Source organism: Roseovarius sp. THAF27 (assembly GCF_009363655.1).
Classification (GTDB): domain Bacteria; phylum Pseudomonadota; class Alphaproteobacteria; order Rhodobacterales; family Rhodobacteraceae; genus Roseovarius.
This window is the reverse complement of record NZ_CP045393.1, coordinates 2011289-2033229: the sequence shown is the minus strand read 5'-3', so window position 1 is coordinate 2033229 and position 21941 is coordinate 2011289. Positions and strand designations below refer to the sequence as shown.

The 21941-nt window shown below is 64.3% G+C and carries 22 protein-coding genes; 10 read left to right on the top strand and 12 right to left on the bottom strand.

The genetic code is table 11. From position 1 onward, the window contains the following. Window positions 1–55: 55 nt before the first annotated feature. Both rpsB and FIU89_RS10045 read right to left on the bottom strand, forming a co-directional pair. The gene (rpsB, locus tag FIU89_RS10050; RefSeq protein ID WP_152492464.1) at window positions 56–937 is read right to left on the bottom strand and encodes a 30S ribosomal protein S2; all 882 of its coding nucleotides are present in this window, start codon (window positions 935–937) and stop codon (window positions 56–58) included. A 236-nt stretch (window positions 938–1173) separates the two neighbouring features. Beyond that, window positions 1174–1791, bottom strand: a complete 618-nt coding sequence (locus FIU89_RS10045; RefSeq protein WP_152492463.1) for a hypothetical protein — start codon at window positions 1789–1791, stop codon at window positions 1174–1176. Window positions 1792–1866: 75 nt separating this feature from the next. Here FIU89_RS10045 and FIU89_RS10040 point away from each other — a divergent pair, with 75 nt between their 5' ends. The 3 genes from FIU89_RS10040 to FIU89_RS10030 are packed head-to-tail and all read left to right on the top strand — an operon-like array spanning window position 1867 to window position 4502. Next, window positions 1867–2760 (top strand): PfkB family carbohydrate kinase, encoded by an 894-nt coding sequence (locus FIU89_RS10040; RefSeq protein WP_152492462.1) that lies wholly within the window; start codon window positions 1867–1869, stop codon window positions 2758–2760. After that, window positions 2757–3716 carry a pseudouridine-5'-phosphate glycosidase gene (locus FIU89_RS10035; RefSeq protein WP_152492461.1) on the top strand — a complete coding sequence of 320 codons (960 nt, stop codon included), beginning with the start codon at window positions 2757–2759 and terminating at the stop codon, window positions 3714–3716. The genes FIU89_RS10040 and FIU89_RS10035 overlap by 4 nt, the downstream gene beginning before the upstream one ends. 42 nt (window positions 3717–3758) lie before the next feature. Further along, on the top strand, window positions 3759–4502 hold the full coding sequence (locus tag FIU89_RS10030) for a DUF502 domain-containing protein (RefSeq protein WP_152492460.1): 744 nt from the start codon (window positions 3759–3761) through the stop codon (window positions 4500–4502). Between the two features lie 147 nt (window positions 4503–4649). Here the strand turns inward: FIU89_RS10030 and FIU89_RS10025 are convergent, their stop codons facing one another. Further along, on the bottom strand, window positions 4650–5669 hold the full coding sequence (locus tag FIU89_RS10025) for a patatin-like phospholipase family protein (protein WP_152492459.1): 1020 nt from the start codon (window positions 5667–5669) through the stop codon (window positions 4650–4652). A 69-nt stretch (window positions 5670–5738) separates the two neighbouring features. Next, window positions 5739–6512 carry a 3-hydroxybutyrate dehydrogenase gene (locus tag FIU89_RS10020; RefSeq protein WP_152492458.1) on the bottom strand — a complete coding sequence of 258 codons (774 nt, stop codon included), beginning with the start codon at window positions 6510–6512 and terminating at the stop codon, window positions 5739–5741. A 324-nt stretch (window positions 6513–6836) separates the two neighbouring features. Here FIU89_RS10020 and FIU89_RS10015 point away from each other — a divergent pair, with 324 nt between their 5' ends. Both FIU89_RS10015 and FIU89_RS10010 read left to right on the top strand, forming a co-directional pair. After that, complete coding sequence (locus FIU89_RS10015) at window positions 6837–8669, top strand: extracellular solute-binding protein (RefSeq protein ID WP_152492457.1); 1833 nt, start codon at window positions 6837–6839, stop codon at window positions 8667–8669. Between the two features lie 28 nt (window positions 8670–8697). After that, window positions 8698–8814 (top strand): lipoprotein, encoded by a 117-nt coding sequence (locus FIU89_RS10010; RefSeq protein ID WP_152492456.1) that lies wholly within the window; start codon window positions 8698–8700, stop codon window positions 8812–8814. A 144-nt stretch (window positions 8815–8958) separates the two neighbouring features. On the opposite strand, the gene FIU89_RS10005 is transcribed toward FIU89_RS10010, so the two are convergent. Next, the gene (locus tag FIU89_RS10005; RefSeq protein ID WP_152492455.1) at window positions 8959–10329 is read right to left on the bottom strand and encodes a class II 3-deoxy-7-phosphoheptulonate synthase; all 1371 of its coding nucleotides are present in this window, start codon (window positions 10327–10329) and stop codon (window positions 8959–8961) included. Window positions 10330–10497: 168 nt separating this feature from the next. Here FIU89_RS10005 and FIU89_RS10000 point away from each other — a divergent pair, with 168 nt between their 5' ends. From FIU89_RS10000 to FIU89_RS09995, 3 genes are all read left to right on the top strand, one after another. Then, on the top strand, window positions 10498–11505 hold the full coding sequence (locus FIU89_RS10000; protein WP_152492454.1) for a GlxA family transcriptional regulator: 1008 nt from the start codon (window positions 10498–10500) through the stop codon (window positions 11503–11505). A 463-nt stretch (window positions 11506–11968) separates the two neighbouring features. Continuing rightward, window positions 11969–12136, top strand: coding sequence for a hypothetical protein (locus FIU89_RS22270; protein ID WP_172978081.1), 168 nt, complete (start codon window positions 11969–11971; stop codon window positions 12134–12136). Between the two features lie 57 nt (window positions 12137–12193). Then, window positions 12194–12379 (top strand): hypothetical protein, encoded by a 186-nt coding sequence (locus tag FIU89_RS09995; RefSeq protein WP_152492453.1) that lies wholly within the window; start codon window positions 12194–12196, stop codon window positions 12377–12379. Window positions 12380–12444: 65 nt separating this feature from the next. On the opposite strand, the gene dxs is transcribed toward FIU89_RS09995, so the two are convergent. Genes dxs through FIU89_RS09980 form a run of 3 tightly spaced genes read right to left on the bottom strand, consistent with a single transcriptional unit; the run spans window position 12445 to window position 15521 of the window. Beyond that, on the bottom strand, window positions 12445–14370 hold the full coding sequence (gene dxs, locus FIU89_RS09990) for a 1-deoxy-D-xylulose-5-phosphate synthase (RefSeq protein ID WP_152492452.1): 1926 nt from the start codon (window positions 14368–14370) through the stop codon (window positions 12445–12447). Window positions 14371–14415: 45 nt separating this feature from the next. Then, entirely contained in the window at window positions 14416–15279 is an 864-nt protein-coding gene (locus tag FIU89_RS09985; protein WP_152492451.1) for a polyprenyl synthetase family protein, read from the bottom strand. Continuing rightward, window positions 15279–15521: an exodeoxyribonuclease VII small subunit gene (locus tag FIU89_RS09980; protein WP_152492450.1), complete on the bottom strand. Its 243-nt coding sequence runs from the start codon at window positions 15519–15521 to the stop codon at window positions 15279–15281. The genes FIU89_RS09985 and FIU89_RS09980 overlap by 1 nt, the downstream gene beginning before the upstream one ends. Window positions 15522–15604: 83 nt before the next feature. On the opposite strand from FIU89_RS09980, the gene FIU89_RS09975 reads away from it, so the two are divergent. Further along, window positions 15605–16594 (top strand): phosphotransferase, encoded by a 990-nt coding sequence (locus tag FIU89_RS09975; protein ID WP_152492449.1) that lies wholly within the window; start codon window positions 15605–15607, stop codon window positions 16592–16594. Window positions 16595–16757: 163 nt separating this feature from the next. Here FIU89_RS09975 and FIU89_RS09970 read toward each other — a convergent pair whose 3' ends face one another. Further along, complete coding sequence (locus FIU89_RS09970) at window positions 16758–18299, bottom strand: helicase HerA-like domain-containing protein (RefSeq protein WP_152492448.1); 1542 nt, start codon at window positions 18297–18299, stop codon at window positions 16758–16760. A 507-nt stretch (window positions 18300–18806) separates the two neighbouring features. On the opposite strand from FIU89_RS09970, the gene FIU89_RS09965 reads away from it, so the two are divergent. After that, window positions 18807–19523 carry an invasion associated locus B family protein gene (locus FIU89_RS09965; RefSeq protein WP_172978080.1) on the top strand — a complete coding sequence of 239 codons (717 nt, stop codon included), beginning with the start codon at window positions 18807–18809 and terminating at the stop codon, window positions 19521–19523. 161 nt (window positions 19524–19684) lie between these two features. On the opposite strand, the gene FIU89_RS09960 is transcribed toward FIU89_RS09965, so the two are convergent. From FIU89_RS09960 to FIU89_RS09950, 3 genes are all read right to left on the bottom strand, one after another. Then, window positions 19685–20077 (bottom strand): hypothetical protein, encoded by a 393-nt coding sequence (locus FIU89_RS09960; RefSeq protein ID WP_152492446.1) that lies wholly within the window; start codon window positions 20075–20077, stop codon window positions 19685–19687. 390 nt (window positions 20078–20467) lie between these two features. After that, window positions 20468–21679 (bottom strand): beta-ketoacyl synthase, encoded by a 1212-nt coding sequence (locus FIU89_RS09955; protein WP_152492445.1) that lies wholly within the window; start codon window positions 21677–21679, stop codon window positions 20468–20470. Then, complete coding sequence (locus tag FIU89_RS09950; protein ID WP_152492444.1) at window positions 21676–21936, bottom strand: acyl carrier protein; 261 nt, start codon at window positions 21934–21936, stop codon at window positions 21676–21678. The genes FIU89_RS09955 and FIU89_RS09950 overlap by 4 nt, the downstream gene beginning before the upstream one ends. Window positions 21937–21941 lie beyond the last annotated feature (5 nt).

The window sequence follows — 21941 nt, the reverse complement described above, 5'->3', positions numbered from 1 at the left end:
CGCGGCCTGTCCCGCGCCCATTTTCCATAAGCAAAGTATAGGTTTCGTGACAGGCTCAGCTGTCAGCGGCCTCTTTCTTGACCTCTTCGGCGGACTCTATGTCCAGCGGCGCATCCTTCGACATGGCATCGTCATGCATCGCCTCGTCGCTCGGCGCGGGGGCCTCCGCCGCCGGGGCCGGCGCTTCGCTCACGGCCTCCTCGGCCGGGGCTTCTTCCATCGCGCCCAGGTCGATCCCGGCCGCGCCCATCTGCGCCGACATGCCGTCGAGCGCCGCGCGGGACACCAGGTCGCAGTAGAGCGAGATCGCACGCGCCGCGTCGTCGTTGCCGGGGATGATGTAATCCACGCCATCGGGCGAGCAGTTGGTGTCGACCACGGCCACGACCGGGATGCCCAGCTTGTTGGCTTCGGCCACGGCCAGCGCTTCTTTCTTGACGTCGATCACGAAAAGCAGGTCGGGCACACCGCCCATCTGGCGGATCCCGCCCAAGCTGGCCTGCAGCTTCTCCTGGTCGCGCTCGAGGCCCAGGCGTTCTTTCTTGGTCAGGCCTTCCGCGCCGCCTTCCATGATCTCGTCGATCTCGTTCAGGCGCTTGATCGACTGGCTCACGGTCTGCCAGTTGGTCAGCGTGCCGCCCAGCCAGCGGTGGTTCATGTAATATTGCGCGCATTTCTCGGCCGCCTCGGCGATCGGTGCGCTGGCCTGCCGCTTGGTGCCCACGAACAGCACGCGGCCGTTCTTGGCCACGGTCTCGCGGATGACGTTCAGCGCCGCGTCGAGCATCGGCACGGTCTGCGTCAGGTCCATGATGTGGATGCCATTGCGCGCGCCATAGATGAACTCGCCCATACGGGGGTTCCAACGCTGCGTCTGGTGGCCGAAGTGAACGCCAGCTTCAAGCAGCTGACGCATGGAGAACTCTGGAAGAGCCATGGTCGTTTTCCTTTCCGGTTTGCGCCTCGGTACGGGGATGAGAAGCGGATGCTTCAACCGGTGGACCTTCGGGGATGTCTCCCCCGATAAGCCCGCCCATACCTGCGGGATTGAATGGCGCGCGTATAACGGGCAATCTTCCGCGGCGCAAGCCCTCATCTGCACGCCGCCTCCACGGGCGCGCGCCGAAATCTTTCAAAGATTTCGACCCGTTTTCTTTGCAAGAAAACGCCGCCCTACCCGCCGCATCCACCCGAAAGGTCGCGCGCCACGGCCCCAAGCTCGGGCACCGCCCCGGCCAGCATGTCGTCCAGCGCCTCCGTTCCGACCGGGGCATAGAACCACGCGGCCTCGTCCCAGACCACCAGCCACCGCGCGCACCAGCCCAGCGGCGCCTCCCCGGGCGACAGGTCCCCGGCCCCGCTGGCCGCAAGCCCCCAGCGCCACTGGCCCTCCACACCGTGCGCCTCGAACTCCGGCCCTGTCACGTCGAAAAGTGAAATGTCGAACGGATGCGCATAGTCAGGGTCCAGCACCGCGCCCCGCAGCCAGTCGGCGGGCATGGCGATCCGGTCGGCATAGGCTTCCAGCAGCCCTGGCAGCACATGCGCCCGCCGCTCCCGGCGCACCCGCGCCTCCTGCCCCGACAAATCCGCCACCGTCCCCAGAAAGTCGAACGCCCCCTCCCCCGGTGCTGCGCTCAGGTTGGCGAAGGCGGAAAACACCTCGGCCCGCCTGTCCCCGGGCGTCGCCTCGGCGAACCACGACGCCGGCAGGTTTGCGGCCACCGCCGCCGCCGCCAACAGCGCCAGCACGGGTTTCAGCGGGATGCGAAAGCGGCGTGTCTCGTCCATCCCGCCACCCTACGCCGCGCCACCGCCCTCGGCAAACCGCTTGCCCTCCCCTGTCCGGGCGGTGCAAATGTCCCCATGACGCACCCGCCCGAGATCCTCTGCATCGGCTCTGTCCTCTGGGACATCATCGGTCGTGCCCCCAGCGCCATGCGGCCCGGCGCCGACGTGCCCGGCCGCATCACCCGCGGCCCGGGCGGTGTCGCGCTCAACATCGCGCTCAGCCTCGCGCATTTCGGCCTGCGCCCTGCCCTGCTCAGCGCCGTGGGCCGCGACGCCCCGGGCGAGGAATTGCTGGCGCTCTGCGCCGCACGCGGCCTCGACACATCCCATGTCTGGCGCGCGTCCGAGCTGCCGACCGATCAATACATGGCCATCGAAGGCGCGGGCGGGCTGGTGGCGGCCATCGCCGACGCCCATTCCCTCGAAGCCGCCGGAGACCGGATTCTCGCGCCGCTGCACGACGGTACATTGGGAAGCGCCGTCCATCCCCATAACGGACCCATCGCGCTCGACGGCAACCTGACCACGGCCCTGCTGACGCAGATTGCCCACGACCCGGCCTTTTCCGCCGCCGACCTGCGCATCGCGCCTGCCTCGCCCGGCAAGGCCGAGCGCCTGCTGCCCTTCCTGCAAACCGGGCGCGGCATCCTCTACGTCAACCTCGAAGAGGCCGGCATCCTCTGCGGTCGCGCCTTCGCCTCCGCCGCCCGGGTCGCCGAGGCCCTGATCGCACGCGGGGCGGCGCGGGCGATCGTCACCAACGGCGCCGCTCCCGCTGCCGATGCCGGTCCGGACGGTGTTCTGACCGGCCAGCCTCCGCCCGTCCTCGTCACTCGTGTCACCGGCGCGGGCGACACCTTCATGGCCGCCCACATCGCCGCCGAATGCACCGGCGCAAGCCGCGCCACCGCCCTCGACCGCGCGCTTCAGGCCGCCGCCACCCACGTTTCCAGCGAGATCGCCCCATGACCACCCTGCCCTTGCAATTCTCGCCCGAGGTCGCCGCCGCCCGCGCCGAGGCGCGCCCCATCGTGGCGCTCGAAAGCACCATCATCACCCACGGCATGCCCTCTCCCCGGAACTTGGAGACCGCCCGCCAGGTCGAGGAGACGGTGCGCGACGCCGGCGCCACCCCGGCCACCATCGCCGTGCTTGGGGGGCAGTTGCATATCGGCCTTGACGACGGCCAGCTCGACTCCCTCGCCCAGGCGCAAAATGTCGCCAAGCTCAGCCGCGCCGACCTCGCCGTTTGCATGGCAACCGGCGGAACCGGCGCAACCACTGTCGCCGCCACCATGATCGCCGCCCATGCCGCCGGCATCGGCACCTTCGCCACGGGCGGCATCGGCGGCGTGCATCGCGGCGCCGAACTCAGCTTCGATATCTCCGCCGACCTGCAGGAACTGGCGCAAACCCCCGTCACCGTGGTCTGCGCCGGGGCCAAGGCCATTCTCGACCTGCCCAAGACGCTTGAAGTGCTGGAAACCCTCGGTGTGCCCGTCATCGCCTATGGCCAGGCCAGTCTGCCCGCCTTCTGGTCCGCCACCTCGGACCTGACAGCCCCTCTGCGGCTGGATGATCCGCACTCCATCGCCCGCGCGCATCTCGCCCGCGCCGCGCTTGGCCTGCCGGGGGGACAGCTTGTCGCCAATCCCATTCCGGCCGAGGCCGAGATCCCCGCCGCAGAAATCATTCCCATCATCGAAGAGGCCACGCGCGAGGCGACGGCCAAGGGCATCACCGGCAAGGCCGTGACACCCTTCCTGCTCGACCGTATCTACAGCCTCACCCACGGCCGCTCGCTCGACGCCAATATCGCGCTGGTTCTCAACAATGCCCGGCTTGCCGCGAAAATCGCCATCTGCCTCGCGGATGCGGGTCAAAGCGGTGCCGGGGCACTGAAATCCGTTGTAGCGCCCCGTTGAAGCGCCTAGATATCGCCTGACAAGAACCCCCCGAAGGCTCTCATGAACACCCCTTTCGACGACGATCCCCCGCCACCGCCCAAGAAACCCGGACGGTTTGCGGGGCTGCGCGCCAGCTTTTTGACCGGCATCGTTGTGATTGCCCCGGTCGTTCTGACAATCTGGCTGATCTGGACACTGGTCGGCTGGGTCGACGGTTTCGTTCTGCCCTTCGTCCCTGACATCTATCAGCCGGAATACCTGGTCAATCGCTTCGTTCTTGGCAACACCCGCCCCGACGACGCCGACTGGGTTCATTTCAATATCCGCGGCCTCGGCGTGATCGTCTTTCTTGTGTTCACGCTTTTCGTCGGCTGGGTCGCCAAGGGCCTCATCGGCCGCTCCCTCATCCGCTACGGCGAAAGCCTGGTCGACCGGATGCCCGTGGTCCGCTCGATCTATTCCGGCGTCAAACAGATCGCCGAGACGGTCTTTGCCCAGTCCGAGCGCAGCTTCGAGAAGGCCTGCCTCATACAGTATCCGCGCAAGGGCATCTGGGCCGTCGGCTTCATCTCGACCCAGGCCAAGGGCGAGGTCGCCGACAAGGCCCAGATATCCGAGGACATGCTCAGCGTCTTCGTGCCCACCACGCCGAACCCGACCTCGGGCTTCCTGCTGTTCTTTCCGCGCTCGGACGTGATCGAGCTGGACATGTCGATCGAGGACGCGGCCAAGCTGGTGATCTCCGCGGGCCTCGTCTATCCGGGCCAGAACGGCAAGGCGGTCCCGTCCGACAGCGAACACTGAAATCCCTGCGAATTGCCAAACGCAGCGGACGGCGCCTCGACCGGGCGAAACGCGATCAGGCGCACCGTCGCGATACCACTGGAATACCGACGCGATACCGACGTCCCGTTTCGGCCTGTCCGGCGCCGTTGACCGGCCCGATCCGACTCAGCCGAACATCGCCTTCAGATCCACGCTGTCGCGCTGTCCGACATCCCCGAAGCCCGTCTCCAGGAACCTCTCCGCCGCCGCCCGCCCGGCCTGCTTCAGCCGGTCCAGCACCGGCGGAGTCGGCACCAGTTTCGTGGCCACCGACAGGTCCCGCATCAGCGCGTCATCGGCAATCATGTGCACCCGAACCCGCTTCATCGCACCCTCCGCGATGGTCCCCGCATCCATCAGCTCCTGCACGAAATGGATCGCCCGCAACTCTCGCAAAAGCGCGGCGTTGAAGCTGATCTCGTTGATCCGGTTCTGGATCTCCTGCGGCGATTTCGGCACCTCGTCCCGCACCATCGGGTTGATGTTCACGACGACGATGTCATCCGGCAAGTCCTTGCGAAACAAGGGGAAAAGCGCCGGGTTCCCGCTATAGCCGCCGTCCCAGTAATGCGCCCCGTCGATCTCGACCGCCTGGAACAGCGTCGGCAGACAGGCCGAGGCAAGCAGGCTGTCATCGGTGATCCCGTCGCCCTCGAACACCCGGATCTTGCCGGTATGCACGTTGGTCGCGCCGACAAAGAACTGCGGCTCGCAGACGCGGCAGACTTTGTCATAGGCGAACCGCCGCACGACCCGCCGCAGCGGGTTCACGTAGAACGGGCCATAGGCATAGGGCGAGACCACCCGGCTGGCCGCATCGGCCAGGGTATAGACCGGCGACAGCTCCAGCACGTCGCTCAGCGTGCCGACGCCGGGCAGGTGCCCGGTCATCCACGCCGGCAGGCGCGGGTCCTCCACCGCGCCCATCTGCGCCCACAGCCAATCGAGGTTCTCCCGCGCGCCCTCCCGGCCCCCGGCCAGCATGCCGGCCTTCAGCGCGGCGCCGTTCAAGGCCCCGGCGGAGGTGCCTGAAATCCCGGCAATTTCAACGTCTTCCGACTCCAGCAGGCGATCGAGCACGCCCCATGTGAAAGCCCCGTGCGCGCCCCCGCCCTGCAAGGCCAGATTGATCCTCTTGCCGCTCACGTCACGCTCTCTTCCTCTGGCTTCAAATATCCCGGGGAGCCCGAGGGGCTGGCCCCTCGGATGGCCCGATCACAGCGCCGTCCAGCCGCCATCCACGCTGATGGTCGTGCCGGTGATCTGCTCGGCCGACGGCGAGCACAGAAAGACCGTCGTGCCGCCCATCTGTTCCACCGTCGCCATCTGCTTGGACGGCTGGCGCTCCAGGATCACCTCGCGGATCACCTCCTCGCGGCCCATGCCGTATTTCTCCATCGTGTCCGGGATCTGCTTTTCGACCAGCGGCGTCATCACGTAACCGGGGCAGATCGCGTTGCAGGTGATCGGCTCCTCCGCGGTCTCCAGCGCCGTCACCTTGGTCAGGCCGACGATGCCGTGCTTGGCGGCCACATAGGCCGATTTGAACGGGCTCGCGGTCAGGCCATGGGCACTGGCAATGTTGATCACCCGGCCCCAGCCCCGTTCGCGCATCACCGGCAGGGCGGCGGCGGTGGTGTGAAAGGCGGAACTCAGGTTCACGGCGATGATCTGGTCCCATTTCTCGACCGGGAAATCCGGGATGCCCGCCACGTGCTGCACACCGGCGTTGTTCACCAGGATATCGCAGTCACCCGCCTCTTCGATCAGCTTCCGGCAGGCCTCCGGGTCGCTCATGTCCGCGGCGATGAATTCGACCTCCGCGCCGGTATCTTTACGAATTTTTTCCGCTATCTCGTAATTCTCGTCCCGCGCGGCCCGACCGTTCAGCACGACGCGCGCTCCGGCCTCGGCCAGGGAGGTGGCGATTCCAAGACCGATTCCCGAGGTCGATCCGGTGACGATGGCGGTTTTTCCGGCGAGAGACATGGTGCAGCACCTTCCTGTTAAACTTTCGCGCCAGACCTAGCGCGTTTCGCGGGTCGTTGAAAACCTGCCATACACGGGTTTCGGCGCCTATGGGCGCATGTTTGCGATGTTGAGAAAAAACTGCCGTTCGCGTAAAAAAAACGCCGGCACAAGGCCGGCGTTAAGTTATTGAGGCAGGTTTCATACAGGCAAGAAACCTATCGAGCAGTGCACCCTTTATACGCAATTCGCCGTGATGATCCAAGCTAAAAGTTTGAAAAGACGTAAATCCGCCTTTAACGTCGTTGGTCAGACAAATAAGGCCTGAGCAGGATTGTTGCCCAAATGGGACCAGAATTTTTCCACCGCGCGCTGCGCGCAATCGCGATTCTTGCCGCTGGTTTTGCGGCCAATCCGGGCGTTGCCGAGCCTTCGCATGGCATAGCTATGTACGGCGACCCCGCCCTGCCCCCAGATTTCGTGTCCCTGCCCTATGCCAACCCCGACGCGCCCAAGGGCGGCCGGCTGGTCAGCGGCAACGTCGGCAGCTTCGACAGCCTCAATCCTTTCGTCCAGAAAGGCGAGCCGCCTTGGCAGTTGCGCTACCTCACGCACGAGTCGCTCATGGGGCGATCCTATGACGAACCCTTCTCGCTCTACGGTCTTCTGGCCGAATCGGTCGAGACCGGCCCCGACCGCGACTGGGTCGAATTCACCCTGCGCGAAGAGGCCGCGTTCTCCGACGGCACCCCCGTCACGGTCGACGACGTGATCTGGTCGTACGAGACCATCGGCACGGAAGGCCACGGGCGCTATCGCGGCTTCTGGCAGAAGGTCGAAAAGATCGAAGCGACCGGCCCGCGCAGCGTCCGGCTGACCTTCAACACCGAGGACCGCGAACTGGCCCTCATCGCCGGCCTGCGCCCGATCCTGAAAAAGGCCCAATGGGAGGGCAAGGACTTCTCCGAGGCCGCGCTGGCCGACGTGCCCATCGGCTCGTCGCCCTACGTGGTCGAGAATTACGAGGTCGGGCGTCACGTGACCCTGCGGCGCAACCCCGATTACTGGGGCAAGGACCTGGCCTTCCGGCGCGGCACCAACAATTTCGACGAAATCCGTATCGAGTTCTACGGCGACGATGCGGTGCTGAAAGAGGCCTTCAAGGCCCAAGCCATTTCCTACGTCCGCGAGTTGAATGCCGAGAAATGGGCGTCGCAGTATAACTTCCCCGCCGTTCAGTCCGGCGCCGTCACCCTGTCGGAAATTCCGCAGGGCACGCCCTCGGGCATGACCGGCTTCGTTTTCAACACCCGCCGCGCGCCGCTCGATGACTGGCGCGTGCGCGAGGCGCTGATCCTGGCCTTCAATTTCGAGTATATCAACGACACGCTCACCGGCGGGCGCCAGCCGCGCATCACCTCGTATTTCTCGGGCTCGGAATTGGGTATGCGAGACGGCCCGGCTTCGGGCCGCGTGCGGGAGCTTCTGGAGCCTTACGCCGACACGCTTCTGCCCGGCGCGCTCGAAGGCTACACCGTGCCCGAAGGAGACGGCACCAAGCGCAACCGTGGCAACATCCGCAAGGCGATGAACCTGCTGAACGAGGCCGGCTGGACCGTCGTGGATGGCGAGTTGCGCAATGCCGAGGGCGCTCCGCTGAACCTGACCGTGCTCTTGCGGCAGGACGGCCTGTTGCAGCAGGCCGCCACCTACATGGAAATCTACGCTCAGGCGCTGGAACGGCTGGGCATCGACCTGGCGATCGAGACGACAGACCCCGCCCAGTATAACGAGCGCGAGCAGAATTTCGATTTCGACCTCACCTTCTTTCGCCGCGCCTTCTCGCTCAGCCCCGGGAACGAGCAGATCTACTACTGGGGCGCCGAGTATGCCGACATTCCCGGCAGCCGGAACGTCATGGGCATGAAATCCCCCGCCGCCGAGGCGATGATCGACACGATGCTCAACGCCACCAGCCGCGAAGACTTCACCGCCGCGGTGCGGGCGCTGGACCGGGTGTTGATTTCAGGTCGCTATGTCATTCCGATCCACGAGTATGCCGTCGGCCGGATTGCGCATCTCAGCCACTTAAAATATCCTGCTGACCGACTGCCGGTCTACGGGGACGGGATCTGGTTCCTCCCCGAGGTCTGGTGGTCAGAGGCAAATGAAAAATAAAAACGACAGTAACAATCGAGCAGATATCATGAGGAAAATCGCTGTTTTCACGCTGATCGCCGCGGCCCTGTCGGGCTGTGCCACGATCGAGGGTGTCGGCCGGGACATCTCCGGCGCATCGCGCGGCGTGCAAAGCTGGTTCTGACGCCGCGCTGACGGCGACAGACGGACCCCTCCAACGTCTTCGGTAACCGAAGGCGAACGGCGTGTTGCGGCCGTTTGCCCGATGCTCCACGCAAAAAGGCCGACGCGTCTGCGCCGGCCTTTTCCGTTTCCGTCTCGAGGCGGTTCAGCCGACCTTTTGCTCGGCCCGGCTTTCGCGCAGGTCCGACAGTTGCTGTGCCACGAGGAAGGCCAGTTCCAGCGCCTGCGAGGCATTGAGCCTCGGGTCACAGGCCGTGTGGTAACGGTCCGACAGGTCCTCTTCGGTGACGGCCCGCACGCCGCCGGTGCATTCGGTCACGTCCTGTCCGGTCATCTCGAAATGCACGCCGCCGGGGATGGTGCCCTCGGCCCGGTGCACGCCGAAGAACTCCTGCACTTCGCGCAGGACGCTGTCGAAGGGGCGCGTCTTGTAGCCCGAGGCCGACTTGATCGTGTTGCCATGCATCGGGTCGCAGACCCAAGTCACGTTGGCGCCCTCTTCGCGCACGGTCTTGATCAGGCGCGGCAGATGCTCCCCCGCCTTGCCCGCACCGAACCGCGCGATCAGCGTCAGCCGTCCGGCCTCGTTCTCGGGGTTCAGCTTGGCCAGCAGCTTTTTCAGGTCGTCCTCTTCCATGGACGGACCGCATTTCAGCCCGATCGGGTTCAGAACACCGCTCAGGAACTCCACATGCGCCCCGTCCGGCTGGCGCGTGCGGTCGCCGATCCACAGCATGTGGCCAGACCCCGCCAGCCAGTTGCCCGAGGTCGAGTCGACGCGAGCCAGCGCCTCCTCGTATTCCAGCAGCAGGCTTTCATGCGAGGTGTAGAACTCCACCGTGTGCAGCGTGTGCGCGCTGGTGCTGTCGACGCCCGCGGCGCGCATGAAATCCAGCGTGTCGGAAATCCGCGACGCCATCTCGCGATAGCGCTCCGCCTTTTCGCCGTCGGTAAAGCCCAGCGTCCATGCGTGCACCTGGTTCACGTCAGCATACCCGCCGGTCGAGAAGGCCCGTATCAGGTTCAGCGTGGCCGCCGCCTGCGTGTAGGCCTGAAGCATCTTCGCCGGATCGGGGATGCGCGCCTCGGGCGTGAAGGCCAGCTCGTTGATGATGTCTCCGCGGTAGCTGGGCAGTTCCACACCGCCGACGACCTCGGTCGGGGCAGACCGGGGCTTGGCGAACTGGCCGGCCATGCGCCCGACCTTGATCACCGGCACCTTGGCACCATAGGTCAGCACCATCGCCATTTGCAGCATCACCTTGAACGTGTCGCGGATCGCGTCGGCCGAGAACTGATCGAACGCCTCGGCACAATCACCGCCCTGCAAAAGGAAAGCCTCGCCCCGCGATGCCGCGCCAAGCTGTTTCTTCAAACGCCTGGCCTCTCCTGCAAACACCAGCGGCGGGTACTTGGAAAGCTTCGACTCGACCGCCTGCAGGGCTTCTGCATCGGTATAGTCGGGCATCTGGATCCGCGGCTTGCTGCGCCAGTCAGACTTCTGCCAATTGCTCATCTTTTCTCTCCGCTCATCGAGTTTCGAGACCCGTCTATACTAAAGCCGACCCCCGGACACCATACAGGTTCGACGGAATATGTCGGAAATTGACTGCGGCTCTCTTGCCAACCTCAGGGTTTTCGTGGAAGACCTGACCGATACGCCACTGCGCAGGGAGTAGCGAACATGCGCGCGGAAGCGAAAAAAACGAGCGGCGACGCCACGTCTGGTCCGAAGCGTTTCGTTTTCGTATTGCTGGAGAATTTCACGCTGCTGAGTTTTGCCTCGGCGCTGGATTGTCTTCGTATTGCGAACCGCATGGCCGGTGAAACCCTGTATGAATGGGTGATGTCGGGCGAGGCCGATGAAGACGGCACTGTGTCGTGCTCTGCCGGCTCGCGGTTCAAGGTGGACATCGATCTGGACGAATTGCGCCGCGAGGACGTCGTGCTGCTCTGTGGCGGGTCCGATATCCAGAAAGCGGCGACCAAGAAGCTGCTGAACTGGCTGCGACGCGAGGCGCGTCGGGGACCGCGGATCGGCGGGCTTTGCACCGCGTCCTACGTCATGGCCAAGGCCGGTCTGCTGGATGGCAAACGCGCGACGATTCACTGGGAAAACCACGACAGCTTTGTCGAGGAGTTCGACGAGGTCGAACTGACCAAGTCGGTTTTCGTCGTGGACGGCAACCGCATGTCCACGGCGGGCGGTACCTCGTCCATCGACCTGATGCTGAAACTCATCGCCGACGACCACGGCGAGCAGTTGGCCAACGCGGTCGCCGACCAGATGATCTATTCCTCGATCCGAACCGACCAGGACACGCAGCGGCTGTCCGTCCCCACGCGCATCGGGGTCCGGCACCCCAAGTTGAGCCAGGTCATCCAGATGATGGAAAGTAATATCGAAGAGCCGATCAGCCCGGCGATCTTGGCCAAGCAGGTTGCCATGTCCACGCGGCAGCTGGAGCGGCTGTTCCGGCGCTACCTGAACCGGTCGCCCAAGCGGTACTACATGGAACTGCGCCTGCAAAAGGCCCGGAACCTGCTGATGCAAACCGACATGACGGTGATCAACGTGGCGCTGGCCTGCGGTTTCGCCTCGCCCTCGCATTTCTCGAAATGCTACCGCTCGCATTACAACACCACGCCCTATCGCGAGCGCGGCAGTCAGGCGGCTCGGCTTTCGGTGTGAGCCGTCCCGCGGGCCCGGTCGTAGTCCTCATGAAGGGACCCCAGATCGGTGTTGAACCTGAAACTCACGGCGTCAACAGCGTGCGGACGTAAGAAATCAAAGCGCAAAGCGGCCACCCGACAGACGGCTGCGCTGACTTGGCAGGGTGGTGTCGGGGTGCGTTAACTTCGATTCGAACAATGCGGCGAACAAAGGGCTTTTGGCCGCCTGAATTGCCCCTGTTGTTTCACCACGGTTTACAGTTTCGAACCTCGGCCTCGATTGACAACTTTGATCGGCGAAAAACGGCGCGAATTCGGCGTTCCGAAGCGCCAGAACCGCGCTTTCGCCCCATTTGCCTCATTTCCGCCCCATTTGGCGTCGATTTTAGATTTCGTTAACCGAGGTGCGGCGCTGCTGCCGCGTCTCAAGACCACGAAACGAGGAAGGCCGGCCACATATGCCAAGCTATCTACGACACTTCATGACCGATGATACCGGCGTCGTGAGCGTTGACTGGATCGTATTGGCGTTCAGCGTGATCTGTCTTGGATGCCTGACGATCGCCACGGCCGCCGATGGAACTTTCGGGCTGGCCGACTCGGTCAAGACATCCGTCGGAAGCAAGACCGTCGAAGGGGTCGACCAATAGGTTTGAGTTGAAACCGGCCAAATGCCGGAAATGAAATGTCGAAGGAAAGTCGCTGCCATGTTTTCCGTTTTCAAAACCTTCTGCGCCGAGGAAGACGGCGTCGTGACTGTCGAATGGATGGTGATCGCCGCCGCGATCACCTGGATGTGCCTTGGCGCGATCACTTACGCGCAAAGCGGCGTCAACAACTTGGCGAGGGCACTGGAACAAGGCATATCGGTAAAGTCCACCCAGGAAGATTAAGTTCTTCCTGTAGGTGAATTGTTTAATTGGTAAAATTTAATTGGTAAAATTCCCGCGCCCGTTTCTCACGCGCGCTTGCCCGCGATATTCCCCACGCCAAGCACGTCCAGCACTTTTGCTTCGATCTGCGCGGCGTTAAGGCCCGCCACCGCGTACATGTCGGTCGGGGTTGCCTGGTCGATGAAGATGTCGGGCAAGACCATCGAACGATACCTGAAGCCTTCGTCGAACACGCCCTGCTCGGCCAGGTGCTGTGCAACATGGCTGCCGAACCCGCCGATGGCGCCTTCCTCGATGGTGATCAGCGCTTCATGATCGGCGGCCAACTGGTCGATCAGGTCGGTGTCCAGCGGTTTCGAGAACCTCGCATCGGCCACGGTCGGCGTGATGCCGCGCGCCCCCAGCCCCTCGCAGGCCTTCATCACCTCGCCAAGACGCGTGCCGAAAGACAATATCGCAACACGGGAGCCTTCGCGGATCATGCGACCCTTGCCAATCTCCAGCACCTCGCCGTGTTCGGGCATGGTGACCCCCTCGCCCTCGCCCCGCGGGTAGCGAAATGCGATCGGCCCACTGTCATGGGCCGCGGCGGTGGCGACCATGTGCACCAGTTCGGCTTCGTCCGCGGCGGCCATCACGGTAAAGCCCGGCAGGTTCGACAGGTAGGCCACGTCGAAGCTGCCGGCATGGGTTGCGCCGTCGGCCCCCACCAGCCCCGCGCGGTCGATGGCAAAGCGCACCGGCAGGCGCTGAATGGCGACATCGTGCACCACCTGGTCGAAACCGCGTTGCAGAAAGGTGGAATAGATCGCGCAGAACGGCCGCATCCCGCCCGCGGCAAGCCCGGCTGAAAACGTGACGGCGTGTTGTTCCGCGATGCCGACATCGAAGCAGCGCGACGGATAGCGCTTTTCCAGCAGATCCAGCCCGGTACCGTCCGGCATGGCGGCGGTCACGCCGCAGATGCGGTCATCCTCGGCGGCATGTTTCAGAAGCGCCTCGGCAAAGACCTTGGAGTAGCTGGGCGCGTTCGAGGGCGATTTCTTCTGCTCGCCGGTCGTGACATCGAATTTCGCGGTGGCATGCCCGCCGTCGCGGCGGCTTTCGGCCGGGGCATAGCCCTTGCCTTTCTTGGTGATCATGTGGATCAGGATCGGACCGCTGGCGCGCGCCTTGACCGTGCGCAGCACCGGCAGCAGCTGGTCCATGTCATGCCCGTCGATGGGTCCGACATAGCTGAAGCCCAGCTGCTCGAACAGGGTGCCGCCCACGGCCATGCCCTTGAGCACTTCCTTGGCCCGCTTCGCGCCCATCTGGAACGGTTCGGGCAAGAGCGAAACCGCGCCCTTGGCGGCGGCCTTGAATTCCTGGAACGGCTCGCCCGCGTAGAGGCGGGACAGGTAGGATGACAGCGCCCCCACCGGCGGCGCGATGGACATCTCGTTGTCGTTCAGGATCACGATCAGGCGCTTTTTCAGGTGGCCTGCGTGGTTCATCGCCTCGAAGGCCATGCCCGCCGACATCGCGCCGTCTCCGATGACGGCAATAGCGTCACCGTGGCCGGTCTCGCTGGCGCCGCCAAGGTCACGCGCCACGGCAAAGCCGAGCGCGGCGGAGATCGAGGTGGAGCTGTGCGCGGCGCCGAACGGGTCATAGGGGCTTTCAGAGCGCTTGGTGAAGCCGCTGAGGCCCCCCTCCTGCCGAATGGTGCGGATACGGTCGCGGCGCCCGGTCAGGATCTTGTGCGGATAGCACTGGTGGCTGACATCCCAGATGATCTTGTCGCGCGGCGCGTCGAAGATGTGGTGCAGCGCCACCGTCAGTTCGATTACGCCAAGGCCCGCGCCAAGGTGCCCGCCGGTCTCGGAGACTGCCGCGATGGTCTCGGTACGCAATTCGTCGGCCAGCTGGCGCAGCTCGGCATCGGAAAAGCGCTTGAGATCGGCAGGGCTGGAAACGGTGTCCAGCAAGGGGGTCTGGGGGCGTGTCACGCGTCGCCGCTCCTTCGAATGTGGCTGCCGGCCTTGGCCGGGCGGCTAACTTTGCCGCGAGATAACGAAGCGGGCCAGATCGCGCAAGCGGTCGGCCCGTGCTCCGTACTCAGATAAGCTGTCACAGGCTGTGTCAACAAGGACCGCGGCACGGTGTTTGGCCTCGTCGAGGCCCAGAAGCGACACGAAGGTCGCCTTGCCGGCGGCCGCGTCCTTGCCCACGGCCTTGCCCGCGGCGGCGGCATCGCCGGTCCGGTCGATGACGTCATCCTGGATCTGGAACGCGAGGCCGAGCGCCTGCGCATAAGCCACGAGCGGCGCGGTGTCGGCGCGGGCCATGACGGCCCCGGCACTGGCGGCCCAGCCGAACAGCGCGCCCGTCTTGCCGTCCTGCAACGCGACGATCTGGTCGAGCGTCAGTGGGTCCGCCGTGGTTTCCGCCGCAATATCAAGGGCCTGGCCCAGAACCATGCCGTCCTTTCCGGCCGCCCGCGCGAGCGTCAGCGCAAGGTCCGCACGTGCCTCGGCCGTGGCGGCGCCGTCGGGATGCGCGGCCATCTCGAAGGCCAGCGACTGCAACGCGTCGCCTACCAGGACTGCGGTGCCCTCGTCCCATTTGACGTGGACGGTGGGCTGGCCCCGGCGCAGATCGTCGTCATCCATGCAGGGCAGGTCGTCATGCACGAGACTGTAGGCGTGCATCGCCTCGATCCCCGACGCGGGAAAGACTGCCCGAGAAGGGTTAACGTCATGCAAACGGGCCGTTTCCATCACCAGAAATCCGCGCAGCGCCTTGCCGCCGAACAGCGCGTGGCGCATCGCGGCGTGCAGCGGCAGATCCCCGGTGATCTGGGCGTCGAGGCAGGTCTGGATGGCCGCCGCGTCCTCGGCCAGAGCGGCCTGCAGCATCAGAGTCCCTCGACCGGCGTGGTGCCCTTGGGCGTGCCGTCGCCGTCGAGCGTGATCGCCGCCACTTTCTCTTCGGCTTCTTTCAGCTTGGTTTCACAGCGTTTTTTCAGTTTCGCCCCCTGCTCGTAGAGCGCGATGGATTCGTCCAGCGGGACGTCGCCACGCTCGAGCCGCGTGACGACATCCTCGAGCGCTTTCATGGCCTCTTCGAAAGACAGGGTGTTGATCGCGTCGTCATCCATTGCGTGGTCCCTTGCACGGTAATTTTGCAGGCACCATAGCGCCGCGGGCGGTGGGCTTCAATTCGGTTGACGGTCTTCGGGGCATGGGAAATTATGACGGCATGAAGATGTCCTCCACACCCTCCGCCGACATGATGCCAGACCTTGAGATGCGCGATTTCATGAGCCGGCAGTTTGCGGTGGCTTGCGCGGAAAACGAAGACTTTTCAAAGGCTCGGGCGACGGAGTTGATCCGGCATGTTGCGGAAAAGCGGATTGTTGCACGCGGGCTGCTGGACGACCGTCCGGCGGTCTTTCGCGTCTACCTGGATGGGGTGGCGGATTGTGCGCGGGACTGGGAGGAAATCTGCCGGATCTGGCCGCAGATGCGCGAGGGGGAGTTGCGGGTCTGTGCCCCGCTCGCCTGCGCGCCGGACTGCGGTGTGCTGGCGGTGGCCGACGTGCCCGGCACGCCGCTGTTGAAATGGATCTATGGCGCCGCCGAGGACGAGCGCGCGCGCTACCTGAAACCGGCTGCGCGGTGGCTGCGGGCCTACACCGAGTGCTCCGAAACGCAGGCCAACGCCCAGCCCGCCGGCTGGGCCAAGCGGGCGGAACGGGCGGCGAAAGCCCAGGCCTTCAACCGCCTGAAACGGGTCGAGAAGCCGATCCTGTCAGAGATCCAGCGCCTGGTGCCGCAGCTGCAGGACAGCCAGTGGCGCTTTGCCGTGTCGCATGGAGATTTCCATCCCAACAACCTGATAGTGAACGATAATCTTGTCACGGGGATTGATTGCGGCGGGTCGCGCCCGGCGCCCATCTACAAGGACATGGCGCGGTTCCTGATGCATATGGGACGCCGGGCGATGATCCCGTCGGGAGAGATGTATCTTGGCGTCGACAAGCAGGGGTTCATCGCCTTTGCCGATGCCTTCCGCCTGTCGGCGGAGGAACGTGAACTGACCCTGCCCTTTTTCATCGCGGTCGAGGCGCTCCTGCGGGTGGAAACGCGGGGCTTGTCGCCAAGCCGGGTGCGGCGGGCGCGGAAGATGTCGGAGGCGCTGCTGGAAGACCTCGAACGCGTCGGCCGATAGCGGAATCGGGGCCGCTCGGATCCGCGAAAACGGCGGGTCGGTATCGCGTCGGTATTTCAGTAGCATCGCGTCGGTGGAGTTTCCAAGCCCGGCGGGGGGCCGGGCCGCAGCCAGTGGATGCGAGCAAACATGGCATCGCGCGTGGGTTTTCACCCACCCTACGTCATCGGCCCTTGAAGAGGCCGCCGAGGATGCCGCGCACGATGCGGCGGCCGGTGGTGCCTTTGAGTTCCTTGACCACGGCGCCCAGAACCGCGTCGCCGATGCCCTCGCTTTTCTTGCGTCCGCGCGACGAGGAGCGGTCGACGCGGCTGCCGGAATAGCGGCGCCCGGCGTTGAATTCGCGCTCGGCGGTGGATTGGTCTTCGGCGGCGGCCTCGGCCTTTTCGGCCTCTTGCGCAGCCGATGCGGCACGTTCGGCAAGGATTTCGTAGGCGGACTTGCGGTCCATGACCTTTTCGTATTTGCCCGCCACCGGCGAGGCGGCGATGACGCCGGCGCGCGCCGCGTCGTCGATGGGGCCAAGCCGCGAGGATGGCGGGCGAATGAGCGTGCGCTCGACGATGCCGGGCACGCCCTTCTCCTGCAGCATCGAGGTCACCGCCTCGCCGGTGCCCACGTCGCGGATCGCGTCGGCGGTGTCGAAGCGGTCGTTGGGGCGATAGGTCTCTGCGGCGCGTTCCAGCGCCTTGCGGTCGCGGGCGGTGAAGGCGCGCAGGGCGTGCTGCACCCGGTTTCCGAGCTGGCCCAGGATATCCTCGGGCACGTCGTCGGGGTTCTGGGTGATGAAATAGACGCCGACGCCCTTGGAGCGGATCAGGCGGGCGACCTGCTCGACCTTGTCGATCAGCGCCTTGGGGGCGTCCTCGAACAGCAGATGCGCCTCGTCGAAGAAGAAGACCAGCTTGGGTTTGTCGGGGTCGCCCACCTCGGGCAGCGTCTCGAACAGCTCGCTGAGAAGCCACAGCAGGAAGGTGGCATAGAGGCGCGGGGCGCCCATCAGCTTGTCGGCGGCAAGGATGTTAACCTGCCCGCGCCCGTCGGGGGCGGTGGTCATGAGGTCCGAAAGCTCCAGCGCGGGTTCGGCGAAGAACTGCGCCCCGCCCTGGTTTTCCAGCACCAGAAGCGAGCGCTGGATCGCGCCCACGGACTGGCGCGAGACGTTGCCATAGCGCAGGGAAAGCTCGCCGGAGTTCTCGCCCACCCAGACCAGAAGCGCCTGAAGGTCCTTGAGGTCCAAGAGCGGCAGCCCCTGTTCGTCGGCCACGCGGAAGGCGATGTTCATCACGCCTTCTTGTGCCTCGGTCAGTTGCATCAGGCGGCTGAGCAGCAGCGGCCCCATCTCGGCCACGGTGGCACGGACGGGGTGGCCCTGATCGCCGAAAAGATCCCAGAAGGTGACCGGGAAGCTGTCATAGGTGTAGTCGTCAAAACCGATGGTCTGGGCGCGGCTGGTGAACGCCTCGTGCAGCTTGAAATCTGCCGATCCGGCGGCGGCGAGACCCGAGAGGTCGCCCTTCACGTCCGACAGGAACACAGGGACGCCGGCGGCAGAGAAGCCTTCGGCCAGGATTTGCAGCGTGACGGTCTTGCCCGTGCCGGTGGCCCCGGCGATAAGCCCGTGACGGTTGGCGTATTTCAGGGCCAGCCCCTGTTTCTCGGCGTAATCGACGCCGCCACCGCCCAAGAAAACCTTGTTTTCCAAGCCCCTGCCCCTTTGCCCAAGTTATTTCACGATGCGACCATACAAAATTAACGATTGTCTGCCAGTGTTTATCACGCTCCGGGCCTCATGTCCTCTTGGCCCGGGGCGACTTCCTCCCTGTCAGACTGGCCGCGCCTTCGGGTGCGGCCTTTTTTTCACGGCGCTGAGGCGTTGCAACCTAAGCGTGCTAGATCGTTGTTATGGCTTGATAAGTTTTTTTAATCATTGCCTGTTGACGGGTCGACAGAACTGTCCTAGCGTCTGTTCAATAGATAAGTCGGCCAGTCCGGCAGGGAGAATTGGGAAAGAGACCTTACGGGTCTCTTTTCCTTTTTGCGGACAGGGGTTTTGCCGTTGTTTCAAGGCGATACGATGGAGGATCCCAACCAAAATCACGGCGAAAATCCGCCTTGCGCCGCCGTCGGCGTTACGGTTTTATCCTGACATGCCGGCGCACCCATGTTAGAGCGCACACAGCTTGATTTCATACAAGAAAATGGGGTCCACATGACCAAGATTCTGCACAGCCTTCCCTTGATCGCCCTTCTGGGACTGGGAACGGCTTTGACCGCACAGGAAGCCGTACAGACGGACGGTGCCGACACCGAAACGCAGGCCACCGAGACGGAAGGCTCCGAGACGGAAGCCACCGAGAGTGAGACGACCGAAACGGACAGCGCAGAGGACGGCGCCGCCGGTACGGATGAGGACACCGCCGGTGAGGCGGGCACCGACCCGGCCACCGGGCTGGACCTGGGCCGCGAGGCGGAGGAGCCGCCGTCCTATGTGAAGGAGACATATGGCGACTGGCAGCTTCAGTGCTTCCGCAGCGAGGCTGGTGAGGATCCTTGCCAGATGTACCAGCTGCTGCGCGAGGAAGGTGGCAACCCGGTTGCCGAGTTCAGCCTGTTCAAGCTGCCGAACGAAGGCCAGGCGGTGGCCGGCGCGACGATCGCGGTGCCGCTGGGCACGCTGCTGCCGCAGGGCCTGAAGATCTCGGTCGATGGCGGCAAGGCCAAGAACTACAATTACTCGTTCTGCTCGATGGGCGGATGTTTTGCCCGGATCGGCTTTACCCAGGCCGATATCGACGCGTTCCAGGCCGGTGCCGCCGCCCGCCTGACGCTGATCCCGGCACAGGCGCCTGACCAGGTGGTCGAGATCGAGGCGTCGCTGTCGGGCTTTACCGCCGCGTATAACGAGGTGTCGGTTCTGGAGAACTGAGACACGTCACCGTTCCGGACCTGGAAAGCGCCGCCCCCCGGGGCGGCGTTTTTCGTTTCTGCTTTTGATGGCATGACAATGACGATGAGCAAGCGCGGGGCGCAGAGTCGGCTTAGAATCTGAAGCAGACTAAGTTCCTAGTGCCAGATCCAGGCTCGGGATTACTTGGTGATTTTTCGATACTCTAGGTCCGGCCATTCTTCGCTTTTGAGCCAGCCTAAAAAAAGATTCTCGAAATCGTCGTGTTGGGCCCGATACCCGTGACGCCACCACCAAGCAACATCCGCAGATCGTGATCCATCTATGGATGGGTACACGTAGGCACAGCCCAGATATTCGGCGCTGCCATCTTCGATTATCCATGCAAAGCTCCGCTGGGCCTCAAACTCCTTTTGGTGCCAAGCCAAATCGACTAGATTTTTTTCCAGCGTAAGTCCTTTTGGCCATGTCAATTGCGGTGCCGCTGAATGAATGTTCGCAACGCTTTCCATAATCGCCGAATAGTCTCGCTCGTTTTCCGAGATGCCAAGTGATTTGAGATTGAAACCGCCCAATTTGTGAGTTTTTGGGATTTTCTATCCTTGAAAAAACGGGTGAGGTCTCATGCATTCTCCGATTAAAATTGATGAATTTACTCTAGATACGAACCCTGCAGATGGATAGCGGTTCGTTCAGCCGTGCGCTCCGTCCCGCTTTGGCGACCAAGTACCCGCGCGGAATCGAGGTGCGGCTTGCCGCGCCGCCGCGCATCGCCGGGCCGCACCCACGGCACGGCGATTTGGTGAGGCCGGGTGCTTCGCTCGAAAGTCTTCCGGATTTGGCAGGGATAAATTGCGGTAGAACAACTGCAGGATCGCCGCGCCGCGGCCCGTCGATTCGCGGCCCCTAACAACCCACCGTCCGCTTCGTCCCGCCAAACCGCCCCGGAACGCCAACGAACGCCGTCAGGCGAACCGCTTGAGCGCCAGCACCGCGTTCAGGCCGCCGAAGGCGAAGGCGTTGGAGAGCGCCACTTCGACCGACGCCTCGCGCGCCTCGTTCGGGACCACGTCGAGGGCGCATTCGGGGTCGGGCTCGTCATAGTTGATGGTGGGCGCAATGACCCCGTCGCGCAGGGCCATGATGCAGGCCAGAAGCTCGACCGCGCCGGTGCCTCCGATCAGGTGGCCGTGCATCGACTTGGTGGACGAGATCATCAGCCGGTCGGCATGGGCGCCGAAGATATCCGCGACGGCAGCGCTTTCGGTCTTGTCATTGGCGGCGGTGCCGGTGCCGTGGGCGTTGATATAGCCCACCTCCGACGCGTTGATCCGCGCATCCTGCAAGGCGCCCGCGATGGCGCGCGACGCGCCGTTCTTGGAGGGCATGACGATGTCGGCGGCGTCCGAGGACATGGCGAAGCCGGCCACTTCGGCGTGGATCTCGGCGCCGCGCGCCTTGGCGTGTTCCAGTTCCTCGAAGACGAAGATGCCCGCGCCCTCGCCCTGGACCATGCCGTTGCGGTTGGCGGAAAACGGGCGGCAGCCGTCCTTGGACATGACGCGCAGCCCTTCCCAGGCCTTGACCCCGCCGAAGCAGAGCATGGATTCAGACCCGCCCGCGATCATCACCGGGGTGAGGCCGCCATGGACCATCTGGAACGCCTGCGCCATGGCGTGGTTCGACGAGGCACAGGCGGTCGAGACGGTAAAGGACGGGCCCTTGAGGTTGAATTCCATTGACACGTGGCTGGCCGCGGCGTTGTTCATCAGCTTGGGCACGACGAAGGGGTGAACGCGGTTCTTGCCCTCCTCGTAGACCGAGCGGTAATTCTCGTCGAGCGTGGTCATGCCGCCGCCCGAATTGCCCAGCACCACGCCGGCCCGCGCGGCCATTTCGCCGTCGAACTTCAGGCCGGATTGCGCAATGGCCTCGCGGGCGGCGATAAGGGTGAACTGGGTGAAACGGTCGTAGAGCGCCAGTTGCTGGCGGTTGAAGCGTTCCTCGGGTTCGTAATTCTTGACCTGGCCGCCGATCTTGATGGCCAGCCGGTCGACATCGCGGATGTCGAGCTCGGAAATGCCCGAGCGGCCTTCGCGCATGGCCTCCAGCGTTTCGGGCACGTTCGTCCCCAGCGCGTTGATCGTGCCCGCGCCTGTTATGACGACCCGCTTCACGCTTTCTGTTCCGCCACCAGCTTTTCGATGCCCGCAACGATGGAGGCGACCGACGAGATGTCGAAATCGCTTTCCTGGGGCGCGTTGGCGTTGAAGGGCACGGAGATGTCGAAGGCTTCCTCGATGGCGAAAATGCTTTCGACGAGGCCGAGGCTGTCGATGCCCAGTTCCTCCAGCGTGCTGTCCATCGTGACGTCAGACGGCTCCAGCACCGCCTGCTCGGCAATGATGTCGATGACCTTGTCCTTGGTATCCATGCTGC

Bases quoted from the DNA above. Each gene is read 5' to 3' on its own strand.
- rpsB (WP_152492464.1), bottom strand. From the start codon at position 937: ATGGCTCTTCCAGAGTTCTCCATGCGTCAGCTGCTTGAAGCTGGCGTT.
- FIU89_RS10040 (WP_152492462.1), top strand. From the start codon at position 1,867: ATGACGCACCCGCCCGAGATCCTCTGCATCGGCTCTGTCCTCTGGGAC.
- FIU89_RS10015 (WP_152492457.1), top strand. From the start codon at position 6,837: ATGGGACCAGAATTTTTCCACCGCGCGCTGCGCGCAATCGCGATTCTT.
- FIU89_RS10000 (WP_152492454.1), top strand. From the start codon at position 10,498: ATGCGCGCGGAAGCGAAAAAAACGAGCGGCGACGCCACGTCTGGTCCG.
- FIU89_RS10010 (WP_152492456.1), top strand. From the start codon at position 8,698: ATGAGGAAAATCGCTGTTTTCACGCTGATCGCCGCGGCCCTGTCGGGC.
- FIU89_RS09985 (WP_152492451.1), bottom strand. From the start codon at position 15,279: ATGCTGCAGGCCGCTCTGGCCGAGGACGCGGCGGCCATCCAGACCTGC.
- FIU89_RS10045 (WP_152492463.1), bottom strand. From the start codon at position 1,791: ATGGACGAGACACGCCGCTTTCGCATCCCGCTGAAACCCGTGCTGGCG.
- FIU89_RS22270 (WP_172978081.1), top strand. From the start codon at position 11,969: ATGACCGATGATACCGGCGTCGTGAGCGTTGACTGGATCGTATTGGCG.
- FIU89_RS09980 (WP_152492450.1), bottom strand. From the start codon at position 15,521: ATGGATGACGACGCGATCAACACCCTGTCTTTCGAAGAGGCCATGAAA.
- FIU89_RS09975 (WP_152492449.1), top strand. From the start codon at position 15,605: ATGGGAAATTATGACGGCATGAAGATGTCCTCCACACCCTCCGCCGAC.
- FIU89_RS09995 (WP_152492453.1), top strand. From the start codon at position 12,194: ATGTTTTCCGTTTTCAAAACCTTCTGCGCCGAGGAAGACGGCGTCGTG.
- FIU89_RS09950 (WP_152492444.1), bottom strand. From the start codon at position 21,936: ATGGATACCAAGGACAAGGTCATCGACATCATTGCCGAGCAGGCGGTG.
- FIU89_RS10005 (WP_152492455.1), bottom strand. From the start codon at position 10,329: ATGAGCAATTGGCAGAAGTCTGACTGGCGCAGCAAGCCGCGGATCCAG.
- FIU89_RS09965 (WP_172978080.1), top strand. From the start codon at position 18,807: ATGACCAAGATTCTGCACAGCCTTCCCTTGATCGCCCTTCTGGGACTG.
- FIU89_RS10030 (WP_152492460.1), top strand. From the start codon at position 3,759: ATGAACACCCCTTTCGACGACGATCCCCCGCCACCGCCCAAGAAACCC.
- FIU89_RS10020 (WP_152492458.1), bottom strand. From the start codon at position 6,512: ATGTCTCTCGCCGGAAAAACCGCCATCGTCACCGGATCGACCTCGGGA.
- FIU89_RS10035 (WP_152492461.1), top strand. From the start codon at position 2,757: ATGACCACCCTGCCCTTGCAATTCTCGCCCGAGGTCGCCGCCGCCCGC.